16 protein-coding genes are annotated in these 18,630 nt (G+C 57.4%); 11 read left to right on the top strand and 5 right to left on the bottom strand.

Annotated features, from left to right (window positions below; all coding sequences use genetic code 11):
- Positions 1–4 precede the first annotated feature (4 nt).
- The 4 genes from NHF56_RS16175 to NHF56_RS16160 are packed head-to-tail and all read left to right on the top strand — an operon-like array spanning position 5 to position 3,542.
- Positions 5–1,900 (top strand): nitric oxide reductase activation protein NorD, encoded by a 1,896-nt coding sequence (locus tag NHF56_RS16175; RefSeq protein ID WP_252806420.1) that lies wholly within the window; start codon positions 5–7, stop codon positions 1,898–1,900.
- 1 nt (position 1,901) lies between these two features.
- On the top strand, positions 1,902–2,075 hold the full coding sequence (locus NHF56_RS16170) for a hypothetical protein (protein ID WP_252806418.1): 174 nt from the start codon (positions 1,902–1,904) through the stop codon (positions 2,073–2,075).
- Entirely contained in the window at positions 2,072–2,314 is a 243-nt protein-coding gene (locus NHF56_RS16165; protein WP_252806416.1) for an NnrT protein, read from the top strand. The genes NHF56_RS16170 and NHF56_RS16165 overlap by 4 nt, the downstream gene beginning before the upstream one ends.
- A 19-nt stretch (positions 2,315–2,333) precedes the next feature.
- A complete protein-coding gene (locus NHF56_RS16160; protein WP_252806414.1) occupies positions 2,334–3,542 on the top strand; it encodes an NnrS family protein in 1,209 nt (402 codons plus the stop codon).
- A 259-nt stretch (positions 3,543–3,801) separates the two neighbouring features.
- On the opposite strand, the gene NHF56_RS16155 is transcribed toward NHF56_RS16160, so the two are convergent.
- The gene (locus NHF56_RS16155) at positions 3,802–4,623 is read right to left on the bottom strand and encodes a sugar phosphate isomerase/epimerase (RefSeq protein WP_252806411.1); all 822 of its coding nucleotides are present in this window, start codon (positions 4,621–4,623) and stop codon (positions 3,802–3,804) included.
- Between the two features lie 244 nt (positions 4,624–4,867).
- Here NHF56_RS16155 and NHF56_RS16150 point away from each other — a divergent pair, with 244 nt between their 5' ends.
- From NHF56_RS16150 to NHF56_RS16125, 6 genes are all read left to right on the top strand, one after another.
- Positions 4,868–6,520: an ABC transporter substrate-binding protein gene (locus NHF56_RS16150; protein ID WP_373456325.1), complete on the top strand. Its 1,653-nt coding sequence runs from the start codon at positions 4,868–4,870 to the stop codon at positions 6,518–6,520.
- A gap of 70 nt (positions 6,521–6,590) precedes the next feature.
- Positions 6,591–7,685 carry an ABC transporter ATP-binding protein gene (locus NHF56_RS16145; protein ID WP_252806408.1) on the top strand — a complete coding sequence of 365 codons (1,095 nt, stop codon included), beginning with the start codon at positions 6,591–6,593 and terminating at the stop codon, positions 7,683–7,685.
- Positions 7,682–8,719, top strand: coding sequence for an ABC transporter ATP-binding protein (locus NHF56_RS16140; RefSeq protein ID WP_373456324.1), 1,038 nt, complete (start codon positions 7,682–7,684; stop codon positions 8,717–8,719). Before NHF56_RS16145 ends, NHF56_RS16140 begins: the two co-directional genes overlap by 4 nt.
- Positions 8,719–9,648, top strand: coding sequence for an ABC transporter permease (locus NHF56_RS16135; protein ID WP_252806404.1), 930 nt, complete (start codon positions 8,719–8,721; stop codon positions 9,646–9,648). The genes NHF56_RS16140 and NHF56_RS16135 overlap by 1 nt, the downstream gene beginning before the upstream one ends.
- 12 nt (positions 9,649–9,660) lie before the next feature.
- On the top strand, positions 9,661–10,566 hold the full coding sequence (locus NHF56_RS16130) for an ABC transporter permease (RefSeq protein ID WP_252806402.1): 906 nt from the start codon (positions 9,661–9,663) through the stop codon (positions 10,564–10,566).
- Between the two features lie 554 nt (positions 10,567–11,120).
- Entirely contained in the window at positions 11,121–11,858 is a 738-nt protein-coding gene (locus tag NHF56_RS16125; protein ID WP_252806400.1) for a Crp/Fnr family transcriptional regulator, read from the top strand.
- Between the two features lie 107 nt (positions 11,859–11,965).
- Here NHF56_RS16125 and NHF56_RS16120 read toward each other — a convergent pair whose 3' ends face one another.
- The gene (locus tag NHF56_RS16120; protein WP_252806398.1) at positions 11,966–15,064 is read right to left on the bottom strand and encodes an efflux RND transporter permease subunit; all 3,099 of its coding nucleotides are present in this window, start codon (positions 15,062–15,064) and stop codon (positions 11,966–11,968) included.
- Between the two features lie 16 nt (positions 15,065–15,080).
- The gene (locus NHF56_RS16115) at positions 15,081–16,220 is read right to left on the bottom strand and encodes an efflux RND transporter periplasmic adaptor subunit (RefSeq protein ID WP_252806396.1); all 1,140 of its coding nucleotides are present in this window, start codon (positions 16,218–16,220) and stop codon (positions 15,081–15,083) included.
- Positions 16,221–16,355: 135 nt separating this feature from the next.
- Here NHF56_RS16115 and NHF56_RS16110 point away from each other — a divergent pair, with 135 nt between their 5' ends.
- Complete coding sequence (locus NHF56_RS16110; protein ID WP_252806394.1) at positions 16,356–17,003, top strand: TetR/AcrR family transcriptional regulator; 648 nt, start codon at positions 16,356–16,358, stop codon at positions 17,001–17,003.
- Between the two features lie 51 nt (positions 17,004–17,054).
- Here NHF56_RS16110 and NHF56_RS16105 read toward each other — a convergent pair whose 3' ends face one another.
- Together NHF56_RS16105 and NHF56_RS16100 are read right to left on the bottom strand one after the other, a co-directional pair.
- Positions 17,055–17,801, bottom strand: coding sequence for an aspartate/glutamate racemase family protein (locus NHF56_RS16105; RefSeq protein ID WP_252806392.1), 747 nt, complete (start codon positions 17,799–17,801; stop codon positions 17,055–17,057).
- An 8-nt stretch (positions 17,802–17,809) separates the two neighbouring features.
- On the bottom strand, positions 17,810–18,628 hold the full coding sequence (locus NHF56_RS16100) for an ABC transporter permease (protein WP_252806390.1): 819 nt from the start codon (positions 18,626–18,628) through the stop codon (positions 17,810–17,812).
- Between the last annotated feature and the right edge of the window lie 2 nt (positions 18,629–18,630).

Genomic DNA, 18,630 nt, shown 5'->3' with positions numbered 1-18,630 from the left:
GGCTATGCATCTTCTCGACCTGATGGAACCGGAAGAAACCGTCGGCCATCTCTGGCATGGCATTGCCAGGGACATGGGCAGGGCGGTTACATATCCCGATGCAGCGGTGCGCATGGACGAGCTTCGTCAGAGCCTCGTTCTGCTGTTTCATGCACTGGGAGGCAGCGGCAGTGTGGAAATCAGCGAGGCTCCGGCAACCATTGCCCGGCACCGCCGTTCCCTCACCAGAAGGCTGAGTGGTGAACAAGACAAGGAATGGGTGCCCACCTTTGATGGTGAGCGCCTGCGCTTGCCTCCTCTCATCGCTGCATTTGAAGAGGAGGCATCGAACCGCGCCGCCTATTTCTGGCTTGCAGCCACGGCGGCGCTGTCCAAACCGGAAGAATTGCAATTTCCCGAAAGCGATGACGCGATCGCCTTCGATCGATTGCAGATAGCGGCCAATGCGCATGCCGGCGACTGTGTCTATCGCGAATGCCCCGGCCTGCGTCCCACCTATGAAACCATGGTGAGAGATAGCCTCAAACAGCGGCCCGATGTTGAGCGTTCCGCTGCAGAAGCGGATATTGAAAATGCCATCCGTGGACAGCTCGATCCGACCGCCAATTCCATCGTTGCGCCCAACACCGCTGTTTTCGGCTACAAGCCCTTTGCGCCTGTGCCGATCTGGCTGCGTTTCGAACAAAGGAGGAATGGCGGCGCGGCAACAGAAGAGCAGCCCGACAGCGCCAACGCCCCTTCGGGCGGCATTTTCACCACCCGCAAGATGGGCGAACGCAAGGATCAGGATCAGGCCCGTCGACGCGACAGTTTCATCATGCACCGGTTCGAAGCAATCCTGTCCTGGGTCGAGTCGATGAACCTCAACCGCAGCGTCGATGATGACGAGGAGGATAATGCCAAGAAGGCGGCGGACGATCAGGAGAAGATTACCCTTTCCAAACACCACAAGAAGGCCGCCACACGGCTGCGCCTGCATCTCGATCTTTCGCCAGCCGATGCGGATCATGAGAAGCTTGCAGGTGAACATGTTTACCCCGAGTGGGACCATCGCACGAAGTCCTATCTGGATAACCATTGCCGCGTACTGGATGCACCTGCCGTGCCGGATGCAAATGACGAATTCAGGCCCAATGCGCGTCAAATCCGTGCCGTGCGCCGGCAGTTTGAAACCCTGCGGCCCCGTCGCATGCTGCGGCCCCGTCAAATCGATGGGGCAGAGCTTGATCTGGATGCCCTGATCAGCGCGCAAGCCGATTTACAGGCGACAGGTCGCGGCAGCGATCGCATCTGGCAGGATGTGCGCCAAAGCGAGCGCGATCTTGCCGTCGCCTTTCTCATCGACACTTCCCGCTCCACCGAAGCTGCCATTGGTGACACCTCGATCATTGACGTGGCGCGCGAAGCCATGACCGCTCTTGCCTTCGGCATTGACGCTGCAGGCGACCGGCTCGGTATCTGGGGTTTCTCGTCGCTGCGCCGCGATCGCGTGTTCTTAACGAAAGTCAAAGCCTTCGATGCCGCGATGGGGGCCTCCGTCACCGCCAATATCGGTTCGCTCAAGCCCGGTTTTTATACACGGCTGGGCGCTGCCATCCGTCATGTCAGCACCCAGCTTTCAAAGGAAACGGCCTCGCGCAAACTGCTGATCGTGCTCACCGACGGCAAACCCAACGATCTCGATCATTATGAAGGCCAGCATGGCATCGAAGATAGCCACATGGCCGTGCGCGAGGCCCGTCGCTCAGGACTGAGCCTTCATGGCGTCATCATCGATGAAGACGGGCAGGACTGGTTCGCCCGCATTTTCGGGCGTGGCGGCTTCACGCTTCTGCCGCACCCGGAACGCCTGACGCGCGCGCTTCCGGAAATTTACCGCACACTCACCCAGGAGAACTGACATGCGCTTTCTCAAACCTATTTTGCTTCTCACCGCATCACCCGCTTTGGCGGAGGCTTTTGTGCGACCCACGCCGCAAGCCCAGTCCACCACTGCCGAATTCTGGTTCGCTCTGGCCACCATCGCCCTATGCCTTGCCCTTTATGCGGTTCACTGGATGGTGGCACGGCGATGAAAAACGGCTGGCCCGCATACCGCATCGCCTTGGTTCTTTATCCCTTCGGAGCAGGTGCCATGGCGGTGAATGTCTTCTTCGCCTCGCTGATTGGCAGCTGGCTCGGGTTGCCCGTGCTTTCCACGGGTGTTTCCATCATCGCCGGGGCGGTGGTGGCGGTGCCAGCAACCTATTTCTTTGCCCGCCATATTCGCCATCTGATGGACGAGGCTGATGCAACCAACAATCAGGCTGGATAAGCCAAACACGGAGAGCAACATGGCAAAGTCTTCAGCAGAACAAATGCGGCACTGGAATGGCCCGGCCATCTTCACTTTCGGTTTTCGCCCGTTCTTCCTGTTCGGCTCCATCTGGGCCGGGCTGGCAATGGTGATGTGGATTTTGGCATTGACCGGCGCCTATGCGCCGCCCAGCCGCTTTGACCCGATTTCCTGGCATGCGCATGCCTTCATTTTCGGTTATCTCGGCGCGGTCATCGCGGGCTTTCTGCTGACGGCAGTTCCAAACTGGACAGGGCGTTTGCCAGTGGTTGGCTGGCGCCTGGCAGCTCTTGCAGCGCTCTGGTTCATGGGGCGTATTGCCGTCTCTTTCTCGATCTACATGCCGGCCTGGGTTGCCGCGGCACTTGATCTGCTTTTTCCCGTTGCGCTCAGTGCTGTTATCCTTCGGGAGATCATTGCAGGCAGCAATTGGCGAAACCTCATTGTGCTGGTGCTGCTTGCCTTTTTCACCCTCGCCAATCTGATCTTTCACATGGAAGCGGCTTTGGGCGATTATCCTGCTCAAGGTGTGGGCCTGCGCCTCAGTCTCGCGGCGGTCATTATGATGATCGGCGTGATCGGCGGCAGAATTATTCCCTCTTTCACACGCAACTGGCTCGCGCAGAGAAAAAGCACGTCCTTGCCGGTGCCGCCCATGCAGCGGCTGGACAAGGCGGTCCTGATCTTCTCTGCCGCCGCTCTCCTTCTATGGGTCCTGTTCCCCGACATTTGGCTCACAGGGCTCGCACTGCTCGTCATGGGGGTCGGGCACCTGGTCCGTCTGGCCCGCTGGAAAGGTATGAAAACAGGAGCAGAGGCGCTCGTTGCCATACTGCATCTCGGTTATCTCTTTGTGCCTTTCGGTGCACTTGCGCTTGGTGCAGCCATCTTGGGGCCCGACCTTCTCCCCGTTGCCGCGGCCCAGCATCTGTGGATGGCTGGTGCAATTGGCACCATGACACTCGCCGTCATGACTCGCGCCACACTCGGCCATACCGGGCACACATTGCATGCCGGCGGGCAGACTGTTTTGATCTATGCCGCAATTCTGGGATCGACATTGGCCCGCTTCATCGCAGGTTTCTGGCCCGGCCATGTTCTCTTTGATGTCGCGGGAATGCTCTGGTGCGCCGCGTTTTTCGGCTTCGCCATCGTCTATGGCCCGATGCTGCTGAAGGCCAGAAGCAGTACTCGTCAGGCAAGATGACGCCCTGCCGCGGTGCATCGCGCTTCTCGCCCCTTTTGATCGGAGCGATGATCTTGAGGAGCAGTGCTACGCTGTGCTGGTCGAACCATCCATGGCGTCATCACAGTGGCTCATGCTTCAGCAGGAGACTGTATAGGGATTTTTGATGATTGCTGCGCGCACACCATCTTCTCGAAAATATGCGTCGCAGCAACCACCACTTTCTGGCTTTGATTCAACGAATCCTGAGCCTGGATCGTTGTCTTGGGAGGCGCGTTTCTTACCGACCAAGACCCTGATCGGAAATGAACTTCATCGAATCCGGGACCTTGTTCTTGTCGCGCAACTCCAGAACAAGCCTTGGCTTTTGTTCGAGCTTCGAAACCGCGCGGAAAACCGAGTGCCATAGAATATTGCCCTCTCCAATCGACCAATGACGGTCTGCATAACCGTCTGCGTCCTGGAGGTGGACATGTTCCAACATGGCCCCTGCATCCTGGATGAAATAGTCGACCGGCGGAGCACCCGTCGAGCCATGGGCATAATGGGCATGACCCGTATCGACTGAAAGCTTCACACGACTGGAGTTGAAGCTTTCGGCGAGGATACGTCGGTCAGCGGGATTGATGTCCTGGATGTTTTCGATCACAAGTGTAACACCCTGCTCCTCAGCCCGGCGCACCACGGCATCCAGCGTGTCGTGAGTCAGGTCCAGGATCTTCTGCCGCGTACCGGCGACGTTTTCCATATTGTTGTAGTCCCAGGTCGAGTAGGGCGAATGGATCACCATCTGATCGCTGTTGACGGCTTCGCAAACATCCAGGCCCTGCATCATGCGCTTTTCAACGATACGGCGAATTTCGGGATCCAGCGAATGGACCGAGAAACCCCAGAAAGGACCGTGGATGCCGATACGACCTTTGTGACCGTCCAGCAAACGATTGGCTTCATCGGCAATTGATTTCCAGTCACCGTCGAGCACTTCGGCAAGATGAAAGCTCTGCAATTCGATGTCGCGGTCAGATTCAAAAAGCCAGTCGCGGTATTGCGCAATCGCGTCGACAGGCAGGCAAGCGCCGATTACAGGGCAATCATCAGTCATTTCAAATATCCTTTTTGTGCTCAGAAGAACTGTTCTGACGGCACGAATAGAAACGGCTGATGACAGACACATGACCGTGAAAGGGCAGTCGGCAAGTTTCACATTTCCTTCAACGAAACTTCACGGCTTCGTTACGTCCCGGTCACGTAACAGACATTTCAGCGCCACATGATGAAGGTCCCGACGCTGCACCGGGGGGACTCGTGTGGCCTGCAAATTTACGTCCTATCCAAATAGGGGATTCATGATGAATATACCGAACATCCGCCGGTGGATGATCCGCACCGCCGCTGTTGCTGCTATCATTGCAACACCAGCGCTCGCCCAGGAAGACAATCGCCCAACGATCAATGTTGCCGTGCAAGATATTGTAACGTCCGGCGCACTGGACGTAATGCGTGAACAGTCAAATGTCGGAGCGCGGGTCTTTTTCTCGATCTTTGAAACGCTTGTGGACTATGACCGTCAGGATCCCACTTTGCCGCGTAAGGCTATGCTTGCTACCGAATGGAAGCAGATCGACGACAAGACGATCGAACTGAAACTTCGCGAGGGTGTCAAATTTCACAACGGCGAAACGATGACCGCCGATGACGTGGTCTTTACCTTTTCGCCGGAACGATTTGGTCTTCTGCCGGAGCAAATCGAAGCCGCTGCTGCCGGCAAGGAAACATTCATAAACAAGGAAACCGGTGTTGAGGGCAAGGTTCCGCCCCCGGAGGTTGCCAAGGTTTATGAGCGTTCCTGGCCGCTGCTGGACCATGTGGAAAAAGTCGACGACATGACGGTCCGTTTTATTGCGAAACAACCGGACCCGACTTTCATGGGCCGTATCGCCCGCTATGGGTCTGAAATCTATTCCGAAAAAGGATATCGCGACGCCGAAAGCTGGATGGCGCACGCGCAAAAGCCGATCGGCACAGGACCTTACAAAGTCGTTCGTTTTCAGGATGACAACATTCTCGAACTTGAAGCCTTCGACGACTATTGGGGTGGCAAGCCGCCGATCAAGAAACTGCGTTTTGTCGTCGTCCCCGAAGTGGCAAGCCGCGTCAACGGCCTTCTTTCCGGCGAATATGATTTCATCACGGATGTCCCGCCCGACCAGATTTCCTTGATCGAGAAAGAAAAGGCCTTTGAAGTCACCGGCGGTCCCATTGGCAATCACCGTCTCATGGTGTTCGACAAGCACAACGGCGTCATGCAGAACCCGCTGATCCGTCAGGCCCTCACCCACGCGATTGACCGCCAGGCCATTGTTGATGCTCTCTGGGGTGGTCGCACGGTAATCCCGGCAGGTCTGCAGTGGGATTATTACGGCGACATGTTCATCGACGGCTGGGAAGTTCCCAAATACGATCCTGAACTCGCCAAGAAGCTTCTTGCGGAAGCCGGCTACAACGGTGAGCCGATCGTCATGCGGGTGCTCAACAACTACTATACCAATCAGGTTTCAACCGCCCAGATCAATGCCGAAAGTTTCCGTCAGATTGGCCTCAACATCGACTTTCAGATGAAGGAAAACTGGGCTCAGATCATGGACAAGGAAGGCAACCGTGCGATCCGCGACTGGTCGAATTCCGCACCTTACCCGGACCCTGTCTCCTCGATTGTCAACCAGCATTGCCCCAACGGCGGACAGCAACAATCGGGTGAATGGTCCAATGAAGAGTTCAACACGCTCTGCACGGTGCTCGAAACCTCGATGAACCACGACGAACGAAAAGCTGCCTTCAAGCGCATGCTGGAAATCGCCGAACGTGAGGACCCCGCTTATACCGTTCTTCATCAGAATGCGATCTTCTACGGCAAGCGCAAGGATATCAAATGGGCTTGGTCGCCCCTTCAGTCCATGGACTTTCGTGCTGAGAATTTCAGCATAAACCCCGCCAACTGAACTGGTATCAAGCGCAAATCGGGACGCTGTTGAGACGGCGTCCCGAACCGTTCTTTTTCCGGAGATTTTCATGACCCACTCAGGGAAGCAAACCATATTCAAGCCAAAGCAGCAGGATTTTTTGATTGACGTCCGCGGTCTGACCGTCGATTTCGACATTGGCAATCACTATGTGCGTGCGCTTCACGGCGTCGATCTTTCGATCCGTCGTGGAGAAACACTGGGTGTCGTCGGTGAATCGGGCTGCGGTAAATCGATCACCTGGCTTGCTGTTCTGGGGCTTCTCGGGGGCGGTGCCAAAGTATCGGGTTCAGCCCGATTTGACGGCCAGGAATTGGTAGGTCTTACGCCGCGCCAGCTGACTGCTTTCAGGGGCGGACGCATAGCGCTTATTTTCCAGGATCCTGCAAGCGCGCTGAATCCCGTGCATCGTATCGGGCGGCAGATCGCTGAAGCCTTGCGCTTGCATCGCGGTCTCACTGGAAAAGCAGCCAAAGAAGAGGCACGAAGGCTGCTCGACAGGGTGGGCATCTCCAACGCCGCGCAGCGCCTCAATGAGTATCCGCACGAACTTTCCGGGGGCATGAACCAGCGTGTCATGATTGCCATGGCATTGGCCGGTGAGCCGGATCTCTTGATTGCCGACGAGCCCACCACTGCACTGGATGCAACCATTCAAGCGCAAATTCTCGATCTGCTCCGTGATCTGCAGGCCGAAACTCACATGGCCATGGCGCTGATTTCACACGATCTGGGCGTGATCGCCGATATGGCAGATCGCGTCTCTGTCATGTATGCCGGACGGGTGATAGAGGAAGCTTCGGCAGAAGCACTTTTTGAAAGGCCAGCTCATCCTTACACACGGGGACTGATCGGGGCGCTTCCCGATATCGACGGTCCTCGGCACAGGCTGGAGGCTATTCCTGGTGCGGTGCCGGCACCCAGTGCCTTGCCACCCGGTTGCGCCTTTTCGGATCGTTGCTCCCATGTCGAGACTATCTGTCACAAAGGGCCGCCGATCCTCGGCTTGGTGGGCGGAGAAGACGATCATAGCGCAGCCTGCGTCCGCCTTGATGCTATCGAGGATCAGGAATTGAACCTAGCATCCCAACCTTCCAAATTGGTACATCAGAGAGCCGGTCTCCAGGAAGGGGTCGAGGCATGAGCCATTCTCCATTGCTTTCCGTCAGGAATGTCGCGCGTCATTATTCCATAAGGGTGCCCGGAGGGTTGATGGTCACCAAAGCGACTTTGAAGGCGGTCGATGGTGTTTCCTTTGACCTTGCGCGCGGCGAGGTTTTGGGATTGGTCGGTGAATCGGGATGTGGAAAATCCACCACTGCACGACTGACGCTCGGCCAGCTCCCTCCAAGCGCGGGCGAGGTGATTTTTGAGGGCAAGACGGTTCCGTCCAGTCGAACTCAGCAGTGGCGAAACCTGCGCCGGCACATGCAGATGATTTATCAGGATCCACTCGGCGCGCTCGACCGTCGTTTGCCAATCATCGAACAGATTGCAGAGCCCTACACTATTCACGGTATCGGCGGGTCACGTGCCGAGCGCAGGGAAAAGGCGCAGGCGCTCATGTTGCAGGTTGGCTTGCGTCCGGATCAAGCATCCAGTTATCCCCATGAATTATCGGGCGGACAGCGTCAGCGTGTGGTGATTGCCCGCGCGCTTGCCCTTGAACCTCGCCTTCTGGTCTGTGACGAACCGGTTTCGGCTCTTGACGTTTCCATCCAGGCGCAGGTGCTCAATCTCCTGGATGACCTCAGACGGAAGACCGGCTTTTCGGCTTTGTTCATCAGCCACGATTTGAAGGTTGTGCGTCAAATGGCCGACAGGGTCGCGGTCATGTATCTCGGGCGCATCGTGGAGGAGGGGCCGCCGGAGGACGTCTTTCACGCGCCTTTGCATCCTTATACGCAGGCTCTGGTTTCAGCTGCCCCGAGTATACATGGAAATCGGGGGCGCAACCGCATCGTGCTTTCCGGTGACCCGCCCAATCCGGTCAATGTGCCGGGCGGCTGCCCTTTTCATCCCCGGTGTCCGGTCGCGGTCGTCCGCTGCCGTACGGATGTGCCGTCATTGTCGCGGGAAGGCGACCGGGCGGTCTCCTGTCATCTTGCCGGAAGTGCCGGTGGAGGCGGCTTTTCGCCTGCTCCACACCCTAAATCCAAAGCTCTCGAGGCGGTTTGATGTTTCTTTACGTCCTATCCCGCATTGCCCGCGCCCTGATAACGGTTGCGCTGATCATAACGCTTGCCTTTGTCATTTTGCGCATGACCGGCGATCCTGCCACCATCATTCTTGGGCCCGACGCCCCGCCCGAAGCCTACGAGGCATTCCGCCGCAATTGGGGGCTCGACCAACCTTTGTTCATTCAATATCTCAGCTATTTCGCTGCTATCCTCAAAGGTGATCTGGGACAGTCCATGCGTGACGGGCGTGCTGCCCTTGATGTCGTGATGGAACGCGTCCCGCTAACCTTGCTGCTCACCGTGCCGGCCTTGTTGTTCAATCTCGTCATCGGCATCACGGCGGGCATTTTCGCCGCGCTCAACCGAAATTCATGGATCGACCGCGCTATCATGACAGCTTCAGTCACCGGGTTTACGGTGCCAAGTTTCGTTATGGGTCTGGTGCTGGCGCTGATCTTCGCCGTGAAACTGAAGGTGCTCCCTTCCGGCGGATCCGAAACCTGGCAGCATACAATCCTGCCGAGTGTCACCATGGGCCTGATTGGGGCTGCGATTATCGCACGGTTCACCCGCTCTGCCATGCTGGAAGTTCTTGGTCAGCCCTATATTCGCACTGCATCGGCAAAGGGGTTGAACTGGACGGATGTGGTGATCCAACACGCGCTTCCCAACGCCGCCATACCAACACTGACGATAATTGGTTTCATGATCGGCTCGCTGGTGGCGGGTGCGGTGGTGGTTGAAAGTATTTTTTCCTGGCCCGGTGTCGGTCGCCTGCTCGTCGGTGCCGTGGCCAACCGCGATCTCGCCGTGGTGCAGGTGATCTTGATCCTCATCGGTTTTACGATGGTTCTCGCCAATCTGATTGTTGATCTGGCCTACGGAGTCATCGATCCGCGGCTGCGTCATTCCACGCCCGCTAAATAGAAGGAATTCGACATGGCAATCGCTGACGAAACACGGTCACCATCTGGAACAGCCTCTGTTTTCACCGCAAAATCTCGGGCATCTGCTTTCTTCGAGGCGTGGCCGCCCGTCATTCTTCTCGCCATTTTCTGGATCGTCGCCATGCTGGTGCTGATCGCATTCGGCAATTTTTTCGCGCCACAGAGCTACACGGCAATGGATCTGCAGGCGCGGCTGAGCGAACCGGTTTTCATGGGCGGCACATTTTCCCATGTGTTGGGAACGGATGAACTGGGTCGCGACGTGCTTTCCCGGTTGATCGCTTCAATTCGCATCAGCTTGACGATCGCCTTTCTGGCAACACTTGTTTCGGCGTGTTTCGGTGTCCTTCTCGGCTTTTTCGCGGCTTTTGCCCGCGGTCGTGTGGAGCAAGCCATTTTGATGCTTATCGATGCCCAGGCCGCCATGCCCTTCATGATCATTGCGCTGGCCGTGCTGGCATTTCTTGGGAACTCGCTGCCGTTATTTACGATCCTGCTTGGCTTTTATGGATGGGAGCGGATTGCGCGCATCGCCCGGGGCCTGGCAATTGCCGCGCAGGAACAGGGATATGCAGCCGCCGTGCGCGATCTCGGCGCTTCTCCTTTGCGGGTCTATGGGCGGCACATACTACCCAATATTGCTTCGACCCTGCTCATTTCGATGACCCTCAACTTTCCGGAGGTCATCCTGCTCGAAACAAGCCTTTCGTTCCTGGGCCTGGGTGTTCAGCCGCCGGAAACCAGCCTTGGGGCAATGGTGGGTTATGGACGCGACTATATTCAATCCGCGCCGTGGATCATGCTCGCACCCGCCGCTATTATCGTTTTGACAACGCTGTGCATTTCTCTGATCGGCGACTGGCTGCGCGACAAGCTCGATCCGACATTAGGTAAATGAACTCAGCACGATACCGCTCCTGATAAACTGGAACGATAGCCCTAAGGCTTTCGTAAAATTCACCGTGAACCTGTCGCGACTTTGCCGATCACGGCGTGTCATCTGTACGGATGAAAGCCACGCCACCACAGGCCATTGACGCTCAGCGCGGGGCACCGACGAGGTGACCAGAAATCGAAGTTCATCATCTATGTTCATGTGTTTATAGATAACATGTTATCTAAAATGTCGGTCTTCCGACCGCAATGTTCATGGCGTCGCAGGAGTATCTGGAGAGAGCCAGTTATGCCTGATTGGACACAGCGCCATCTGGGGTAAGCGCACAGTTGGAACAAATCACCCGAAATCGAGTTGGTCGATACAGAGCGCAAGCGCTGCGCACTTTGCCAGGTGGGCAGTTCATTCAAGCGCGACGACCGGCACGCGCGAGGAAGAACACGTGACATAAACTTGAGTCTTCCCGAACCGGGGCCCAAGACCAGATAAATTCTGTCTCCTATTGCCGCGTGAGCGTCCGGCCATCAATAGCAGCAATTGCGAAGGATTGGACACGAATGGACATCAGCTATGAAGCGCAAGCCGTGCCGCTCAGGCAGTCAGAGGTCAAAAACAAGCTTTTGAACAGGCTGCCGAGTGAAGATTTCGCCCGGATTGCTCCTGACCTGACCTTCGAGCGCTTGCCCCGCGGGGTTAAAATCGCACGCGCGGGTGCACCTATCGAGCACATTTATTTCCTCAATTGGGGCGTCGGATCGGTTATCATGAGAACGCCGCTTGGCCATTCCGTGGAAGCCGGTCTGTTCGGCGCGGACGGTTATGTGCCCACCTCCGCCATGTCGAACAACAGCCGCAGCCCTGCGGATGTGGAGATACAGATCGAAGCTGACGCCTATCGGATGTCATTTTCAAACTTCCGCAACTGGATGAACAGCGACACAGCCTTCCCGAAGATTATTATGGCTGCCATCGAAGCCTTCCTGATCCAGGTTTCATATACGGCGGTTTCGAATGCCATTCATTCGGTGAACGAGCGTTTGGCACGTTGGCTGCTCATGTGTGATGATCGTATTCCAGGCCATGAGATTTCCATCACCCATGAATACCTCTCCCTCATGCTTGCCGTCAGGCGAGCGAGCGTAACCGATGCCTTGCACATACTGGAAGGCAAGGGTTTCATTCGAGGTGATCGCGGTCGCATTACGATCGTAAACCGAAGCCAACTTGAGGCATATGCACACGATGCTTACGGCAGGACTGAAGAGGCATACCGAAAGCTGATGGACGCGCTATGAACCGGGCAGTTTCAGCCTGATAAAGTGGCCGATAGCTTGGGCGAGAGGTTTGCGTCCAGCATGTGGAAACGTGGCTGTGCACCACGTTCCGGTTGGAGATTTCGGCTTCATTCGGCTGTTTTCTCGCGCCGTCGATTGACCAGCACAAAGAACAGCGGAACGAAAAGAATGCCGAGGAGAGTGGCTGAAAGCGTACCGCCAAGCACGCTCGTTCCGATGGCCTGCCGACCGCCGGAGCCGGCACCGGTGCTGATCACCAGCGGCAATACACCGAGCGAAAACGCCATGGACGTCATGATGATCGGGCGGAAGCGCTGCCGGGCGGCGTCACGGACCGCCTCGAACAGCGGCTCACCGGCCTCGAAGCGTTCTCGGGCGAATTCCACAATCAGGATGGCGTTCTTGCCGGTCAGACCGATAACGGTCAACAGGCCGACCTGGAAGAACACGCCGTTCTGGAAGCCGCCAAGCCAGGTCCACAAGAGCGCGCCAACCACACCGATGGGCATCGCCAGCATCACGGCGAAGGGAATGGACCAGCTTTCATAGAGGGCAGCCAGGCAAAGGAAGACCACGGCAAGCGAGATCGCATAGAGCATGGGCGCCTGATTGCCGGATTGACGCTCTTCCAGCGATAGGCCCGTCCAGGCCAGTTCGTAGCCAGGAAGATTGGCGACGAGACGTTCCATCTCCGCCATGGCTTCGCCTGTGGTTACGCCTGCGGCGGGCGTGCCCTGGATATGCATGGCGGAGACGCCATTATAGCGGTCGAGCCCCTGCGGCCCGAATGTCCAGCTTCCTTCTGCAAAGTTGGAGAACGGCACCAGACCGCCGTTAGAATTGCGCACTCTCCACTGGCTGATATTCGAAGGCGTGGCGCGGGATGATGGCTCGCCCTGGATATAGACGCGTTTGATCTGGTCCCGGTCGATGTAGTCGTTGACGTAGGAGCCGGCCCAGGCGACCTGCAGTAGATTGGCGACGTCGCTGGCAGAGACCCCCATGGCACCGGCAGCCCGCCAGTCGATGTCGAGGTGATACTGGGCGGCATCTTCGATGCCCGAGGGGCGGATCGACCCAATCAGCGGGCTTTGGCTTCCCATACCCAGCAACTGATTGCGCGCGGCCAGAAGCTCTTCATGCGACTGCCCGTTGCGGGCCTGGAGGTAGAAGTCGAAGCCACTGACAATGCCAAGCTCAGGCACGGCTGGCGGCACGATCGGGAACACCATGGCGTCCTTGATCGACATCAGCGCGGGAAAGGCGCGACCCGCGATTGCCTGTGCGCTTTGACTGGGCGCCATACGTTCCGACCAATCCTTCAGGCGGATAAAGGCAAGGCCCATATTCTGCCCCTGACCCGCGAAGGAGAAGCCCACAACGCCGAACATGGAATCGACATTCTGCTTTTCCGTCTCGAGGAAATGGTTCTCGACCTGCTTGATGACCTTCTGCGTGCGCTCGGCTGTGGCACCGGTGGGTGCCTGCACAAGGGCGAGCAGAATGCCCTGGTCTTCATCCGGCAGGAAGCCGGTGGGCGTCCTGGTGAATGTCCACGCCATGCCTCCAACGATCAGAAGATAGATGAGGCCGATGCGTAGCGGCCTGCGTATGATCCAACCAACAGTGCTGCCATAACCATGGCTCACGGAATCAAAGCCGCGATTGAACCAGCCGGCCGGACCACGCTTGGCATGATGCGCATCCTTGGAGCGCAGAATGGTGGCGCAAAGCGCCGGCGTCAGCGATAGCGCCACAAGCACGGAAAGCCCCATTGCCGAAACGATGGTGATGGAGAACTGCTGATAGATGACGCCTGTCGAACCACCGAAGAACGCCATCGGCACGAACACGGCCGAAAGCACGAGTGCGATACCGATGAGCGCACCGGTGATCTGGCTCATCGACTTGCGCGTGGCTTCAAGCGGACTGAGCTGTTCTTCCTCGATAATGCGCTCGACATTTTCCACGACGACGATCGCGTCGTCCACGAGGAGACCAATGGCGAGAACCATCGCCAGCATGGTCAACGTATTGATGGAGAAGCCGGCAAGCGCCAGAATGCCGAACGTGCCGAGCAAGACAACCGGAACCGCCAGTGTGGGGATCAGCGTCGCACGGATATTTTGCAGGAACAGCAGCATGACGAGGAAGACGAGCACGATCGCCTCGATCAGCGTCTTGACCACTTCCTCGATCGAAAGCTGCACGAAAGGCGTCGTGTCATAGGGGATGACATAAGAGACGTTCTCGGGGAAGAAGGCGGAATATTCCTCAATCTTCTGCTTGACCAGCTCGGCGGTCTCCAGCGCATTGGCACCCGATGCAAGGCGAATGGCCATGCCTGAAGAGGGCTTGCCGTTGTAGCGCGCGATTGTCGAATAATCCTGTGCGCCGACCTCGACGCGTGCGACATCCTTGAGAAGCACGAGGCCGCCATCGGTTGCTGCGCGCAGCACGATCTGCTCGAAATCCTGCGGGGTGCGCAACAGCGATTGCGCCGTGATTGTGGCGTTGAGCTGCTGGCCCTCGACGGTTGGCAGCGTGCCGAAAGCGCCCGCCGAAATCTGCGCGTTTTCCTGAGATACGGCACTGACGACATCATTGGGTGCAAGACCATAAGCGGCGAGCTTGACTGGATCGAGCCAGATACGCATGGCATATTTCGAGCCGAAAACCTGGACCTCGCCAACACCTTCGATCCGGCTGAACTCGTCGACAAGGTTTGTGTTGAGATAATCGGAAAGATCCGCTTCATCCAGCGCGCCGTCCTCCGATATCAGGCCGATAACCATCAGGAAGGAGGCAGACGACTTCTGAACCGTAACGCCCTGACGCTGCACCACTTCCGGCAAAAGCGACAAAGCCTGTGACAGCTTGTTTTGCACCTGCACCTGAGCAATGTCGGGATCGGTCCCCGTCTCGAACGTCAGGCTCAGCGACGCGGTGCCGGCGGAGGTGGAGCTGGAGGAAAAATAACGCAATCCGTCGAGCCCGGTCATGCGCTGCTCGATCACTTTTGTCACCGTATTGGCAACCGTTTCTGCCGAGGCGCCCGGATAGGCGGCGCGCACAGAAATGGTCGGCGGTGCGATCTGCGGATATTGCGATATCGGCAGTGTCATGATCGACAAGAGGCCAGCGCCCATGATGACGATGGAGATCACCCAGGCAAAAATCGGCCTGTCTATGAAAAAACGTGCCATGTCGGTCTCCGCGAAATCAGTTCTTTACCGGTTGAGCGGCGCGCTCTTCCGGTGCGACAGTCGCGCCAACGGCGATTTTTTGAAGTCCCTCGACGATGACTCGGTCGCCGGTCTCCAATCCGTCGGTAACGATCCAGTCCGACCCGCGGTCGCCAAGCACGGTCAGTGTCCGCTCTTCCACGACATTGTCGGCATTGGCAATCAAAGCGGTGGGGTTGCCGCGACGGTCGCGTGAAACGCCTTCTTGTGGAACGAGTATGGCATCGTCGATAACGCCTTGGGGCATTTCCACCTGCACATACATGCCCGGCAGCAACAGTTCCTTCGGATTGGGGAATTCCAGGCGAAGCGTGATGATGCCGGTCTGCTCGTCCACATTGGGTTCGGCCGCGGTCAGTTCCCCGGTTTGTTCGTAGACCGTGCGGTCGGCCAGCGTCAGCTTGACCTTGGTATCGTCCTTTGTGGCGACCAGGCCTTCTATTCCTTTGCGCTTCCAGCGAATGAGATCGGCTGCCGATTGGGCGGCATCGACATAAACCGGATCCAGTTTGCGGATGACGGCGAGAGGCGAGGTTTGGCCGGAGATAACCAGTGCGCCCTGCGTGGTGAGCGAACGCCCGATGGCACCGGAGATCTGTGCGCGGATCGTCGTGCGCTCAAGGTCGATATTGGCAGTGAGAAGCTGCGCCTTGGCCACCTCCAGTGCCGCATTGGCCGAATCGCGCTTGGCAACCGCGTTATCGACCGTCTGCTGGCTGGCGACATTGCTCTTGAGAAGCGATTGAACACGATCAAGCTCGCGGTTGGCCGAATCGAGATTAACCTGAGCCTCCAGAACGGCGGCCTTGGCGGCCACCACCTGCGCTTCGTAGGTCGCCGGATCGATCTGGTAGAGAACATCGCCTGCCTTGACCCTCGATCCTTCCTCGAACAGACGTTTGGTAATGATGCCGTTTACCTGCGGGCGGACCTCCGCCACACCGGAAGCCACCACGCGGCCGGGCAGGCTCGACGTGATCGTCACGGATTGCGCCTTCATCGTGACAACTGTCACAGGCTGTGGCGGGGCCTTGGCGGCCTCCTGAGCAACTGCGCCAGCCGGCAGCGTGGCAGCGGCAATGAGGATGGAAAGAAAAGCGCTCTTTGCAAAGCTCATCGATTTTTCTCCGCAAAATAAATCGGTGCCGCTTGGCGGAAATGCACGTTGCAGCTAATATGGAAACCAACGAGTTTTATTATTGTTTTGTTGCGCTGCGCAAGCCGTGTTTTTGCATGGCAGGGAAGGAAAACGATGGTGTTGCAAAAATGCAGTGCCGGTGGTCGTAGGCCAGGCCGCCCGCGCCAGTTCGAACTCGAGCAACGCGCAGACATCATTCTGGCTGCGGCCGAACGTATTGTCGTTGAAAAGGGGCTCGCGGCCGCTTCCATGGAGGCGATTGCACGCGAGGCTGGCATGTCGAAACGCACCCTCTATGAATTGTTCGATAGTCGTTCAGCGCTGTTTGCTGCGATTGTTCGACGTTTGCGGGATGCAGTCACGCACCCCTTGAGCCAGGAGGAAGCCAAACTTTCCCTGGAAGCGCGCCTGCGCCTGCTGCTAACCCCACGCAGCAGCAAATTTTATGATCCGCTGCCGACCATGCTCCTGCGGGCTATGGTGACGGAGGCCGAAAGACAGCCCAGTCTGGCAGCCGAATTCTTGCGGGAGGGAATTTACAAGGTTCACGCCATGATCCGTACCGAGCTTGACCGCGCCGTCGCACAGGGCGAAATTCGTATATCCGACACCGAGGCTGCGGCCCGGCTGATGGCCGACATGGCTTATGACGGTGTTCTGGAACATTTGCTCACCCCTCTTCCCGCCCACGAACAGATCGAAGCCTTTCATCGCCGGCTTGATCTGGCTATCCGCGTTTTCCTCAAAGGGATCGGCGAGTGATCTTGTCATGGGCAAGGTGGGAGCAAAGGGGACCGTTTCAGCTGACTTATCTCAGCGGCGTTTGATAAATGCCGGGGAAAAGGATTCCATTGCGCCGACATAAGATTTCTTTGGCGGGCTTGCATATGCGCCGCGCTTGGAGGTTCTGAGGCCAAGCGCAAACAGTGCTTCGGCTTGCTTGACAGCCGCCGTCACGCCGTCGATCACCGGCATGGAAAATTCGGCCCGCAGGTTCATCACCAGGTCGGCCATGCCTGCGCAACCCAGCACGATGGCCTCGGTCTTGTCCTCCAGCAATGCTGTGGCGATTTCACTGCGCAATCTGTCGCGCGCATTGGAATTCGGGTCTTCCAGGGCGAGCACCGGGATATCGGCAGCGCGCACATTGCACCGTTGCGCGTGGCCGTAGCGATGCACCAGTTCCGAAACGGGCAGGCGGGACCGCTCCATGGTCGTGACGATGGTGTAACGCTTGGCAATCAGTGCGGCGGTGGCGAGCGCGGATTCGCATATGCCGATCACCGGTATATGGGCAAGCGCCCGAGCAGCATCCAGCCCGGTGTCATCGAAACAGGCTATGATGGCCGCGTCAGCGCCTTCCCGCTCAGCCTTCGCGATTTCGATCAGAAGGCCGGGAACCGCCATGGCCTCATCATAATAGCCCTCGATAGAAACCGGCCCCATGCCGGAGGTTGCGGCAATAATTTCGGTGCCCTGTCCACGAACGCCCATCGCAGCATCTGCGATCTTGTCTGTCATGCTTTGAGTGGTATTTGGATTTATGACTGCAATCTTCACGGAGTGAACTATCCCTTTGTGCGCCGTTTGTTGAAACGGACGATCAGCCCCAGCATGGTTGCAATCACCAGGAAGGAAAACAGCGTGGTGACTGTGCCCAGTGCGTAAAGCACCGGCGTCGTGACATTGGTGGTCATGCCGTAGATTTCCAGCGGCAAGGTGTTGTAGGTGCCGGATGTCAGCAGCGTGCGGGCAAATTCGTCATACGAAAGCGAGAAGCCCAACAATCCGATCCCAATCAGGCTGGGCAGGATAATCGGCAAAACCACGTATCTGAAGGTTTGCCAGGAGGTGGCTCCAAGGTCGCGCGCCGCCTCTTCATAGGCCGGAGAAAAACGGTTGAAGATCGCCAGCATGATGAGCACGCCGAAAGGCAATGTCCATGTCAGATGTGCACCGAACGCGGAAGAGTACCAGGCGGGACGAATGCCGACCTGTTGAAAGAGGACACCGATGCCGAGCGAAATGATGATGGACGGCACGACGAGGCTTGCAACCGAAAGATAGAAGAGCGGTGTCGCGCCGACAAACTTGCGCCTGAAAGCCAGCCCCGCCAAGAGCGAAACAACCACCGTCACGATCATCACCATGATGCCGAGCACAAAGGAACGCCGGAAGGAACCGCCAAAATTGCCCACGGCCTGCGTTTCAAACAGGTTGGCGAACCAGTGGAGCGAGACACCGTTCAAGGGAAAGGTCAGTCCACCATTCGGCCCCTGAAAAGAAAGAATGAGAATGGCCGATAGCGGTCCATAGAGAAACAACACGAAGAGTGTGAAGAATATGGCCAGTACGTAGAATTCCCGCGAGCGCTTTTCCTGATGCATCG

This window comes from Rhizobium sp. L1K21, from assembly GCF_024055895.1.
GTDB lineage: Bacteria > Pseudomonadota > Alphaproteobacteria > Rhizobiales > Rhizobiaceae > Ensifer_A.
The sequence above is the reverse complement of the archived record's forward strand: the minus strand, read 5'-3'. Positions and strand labels throughout refer to the sequence as shown.

Coding starts and splice junctions, on each gene's coding strand:
- NHF56_RS16175 (WP_252806420.1), top strand. CDS start 5: ATGCATCTTCTCGACCTGATGGAACCGGAAGAAACCGTCGGCCATCTC.
- NHF56_RS16170 (WP_252806418.1), top strand. CDS start 1,902: ATGCGCTTTCTCAAACCTATTTTGCTTCTCACCGCATCACCCGCTTTG.
- NHF56_RS16165 (WP_252806416.1), top strand. CDS start 2,072: ATGAAAAACGGCTGGCCCGCATACCGCATCGCCTTGGTTCTTTATCCC.
- NHF56_RS16160 (WP_252806414.1), top strand. CDS start 2,334: ATGGCAAAGTCTTCAGCAGAACAAATGCGGCACTGGAATGGCCCGGCC.
- NHF56_RS16155 (WP_252806411.1), bottom strand. CDS start 4,623: ATGACTGATGATTGCCCTGTAATCGGCGCTTGCCTGCCTGTCGACGCG.
- NHF56_RS16150 (WP_373456325.1), top strand. CDS start 4,868: ATGATGAATATACCGAACATCCGCCGGTGGATGATCCGCACCGCCGCT.
- NHF56_RS16145 (WP_252806408.1), top strand. CDS start 6,591: ATGACCCACTCAGGGAAGCAAACCATATTCAAGCCAAAGCAGCAGGAT.
- NHF56_RS16140 (WP_373456324.1), top strand. CDS start 7,682: ATGAGCCATTCTCCATTGCTTTCCGTCAGGAATGTCGCGCGTCATTAT.
- NHF56_RS16135 (WP_252806404.1), top strand. CDS start 8,719: ATGTTTCTTTACGTCCTATCCCGCATTGCCCGCGCCCTGATAACGGTT.
- NHF56_RS16130 (WP_252806402.1), top strand. CDS start 9,661: ATGGCAATCGCTGACGAAACACGGTCACCATCTGGAACAGCCTCTGTT.
- NHF56_RS16125 (WP_252806400.1), top strand. CDS start 11,121: ATGGACATCAGCTATGAAGCGCAAGCCGTGCCGCTCAGGCAGTCAGAG.
- NHF56_RS16120 (WP_252806398.1), bottom strand. CDS start 15,064: ATGGCACGTTTTTTCATAGACAGGCCGATTTTTGCCTGGGTGATCTCC.
- NHF56_RS16115 (WP_252806396.1), bottom strand. CDS start 16,220: ATGAGCTTTGCAAAGAGCGCTTTTCTTTCCATCCTCATTGCCGCTGCC.
- NHF56_RS16110 (WP_252806394.1), top strand. CDS start 16,356: ATGGTGTTGCAAAAATGCAGTGCCGGTGGTCGTAGGCCAGGCCGCCCG.
- NHF56_RS16100 (WP_252806390.1), bottom strand. CDS start 18,628: ATGCATCAGGAAAAGCGCTCGCGGGAATTCTACGTACTGGCCATATTC.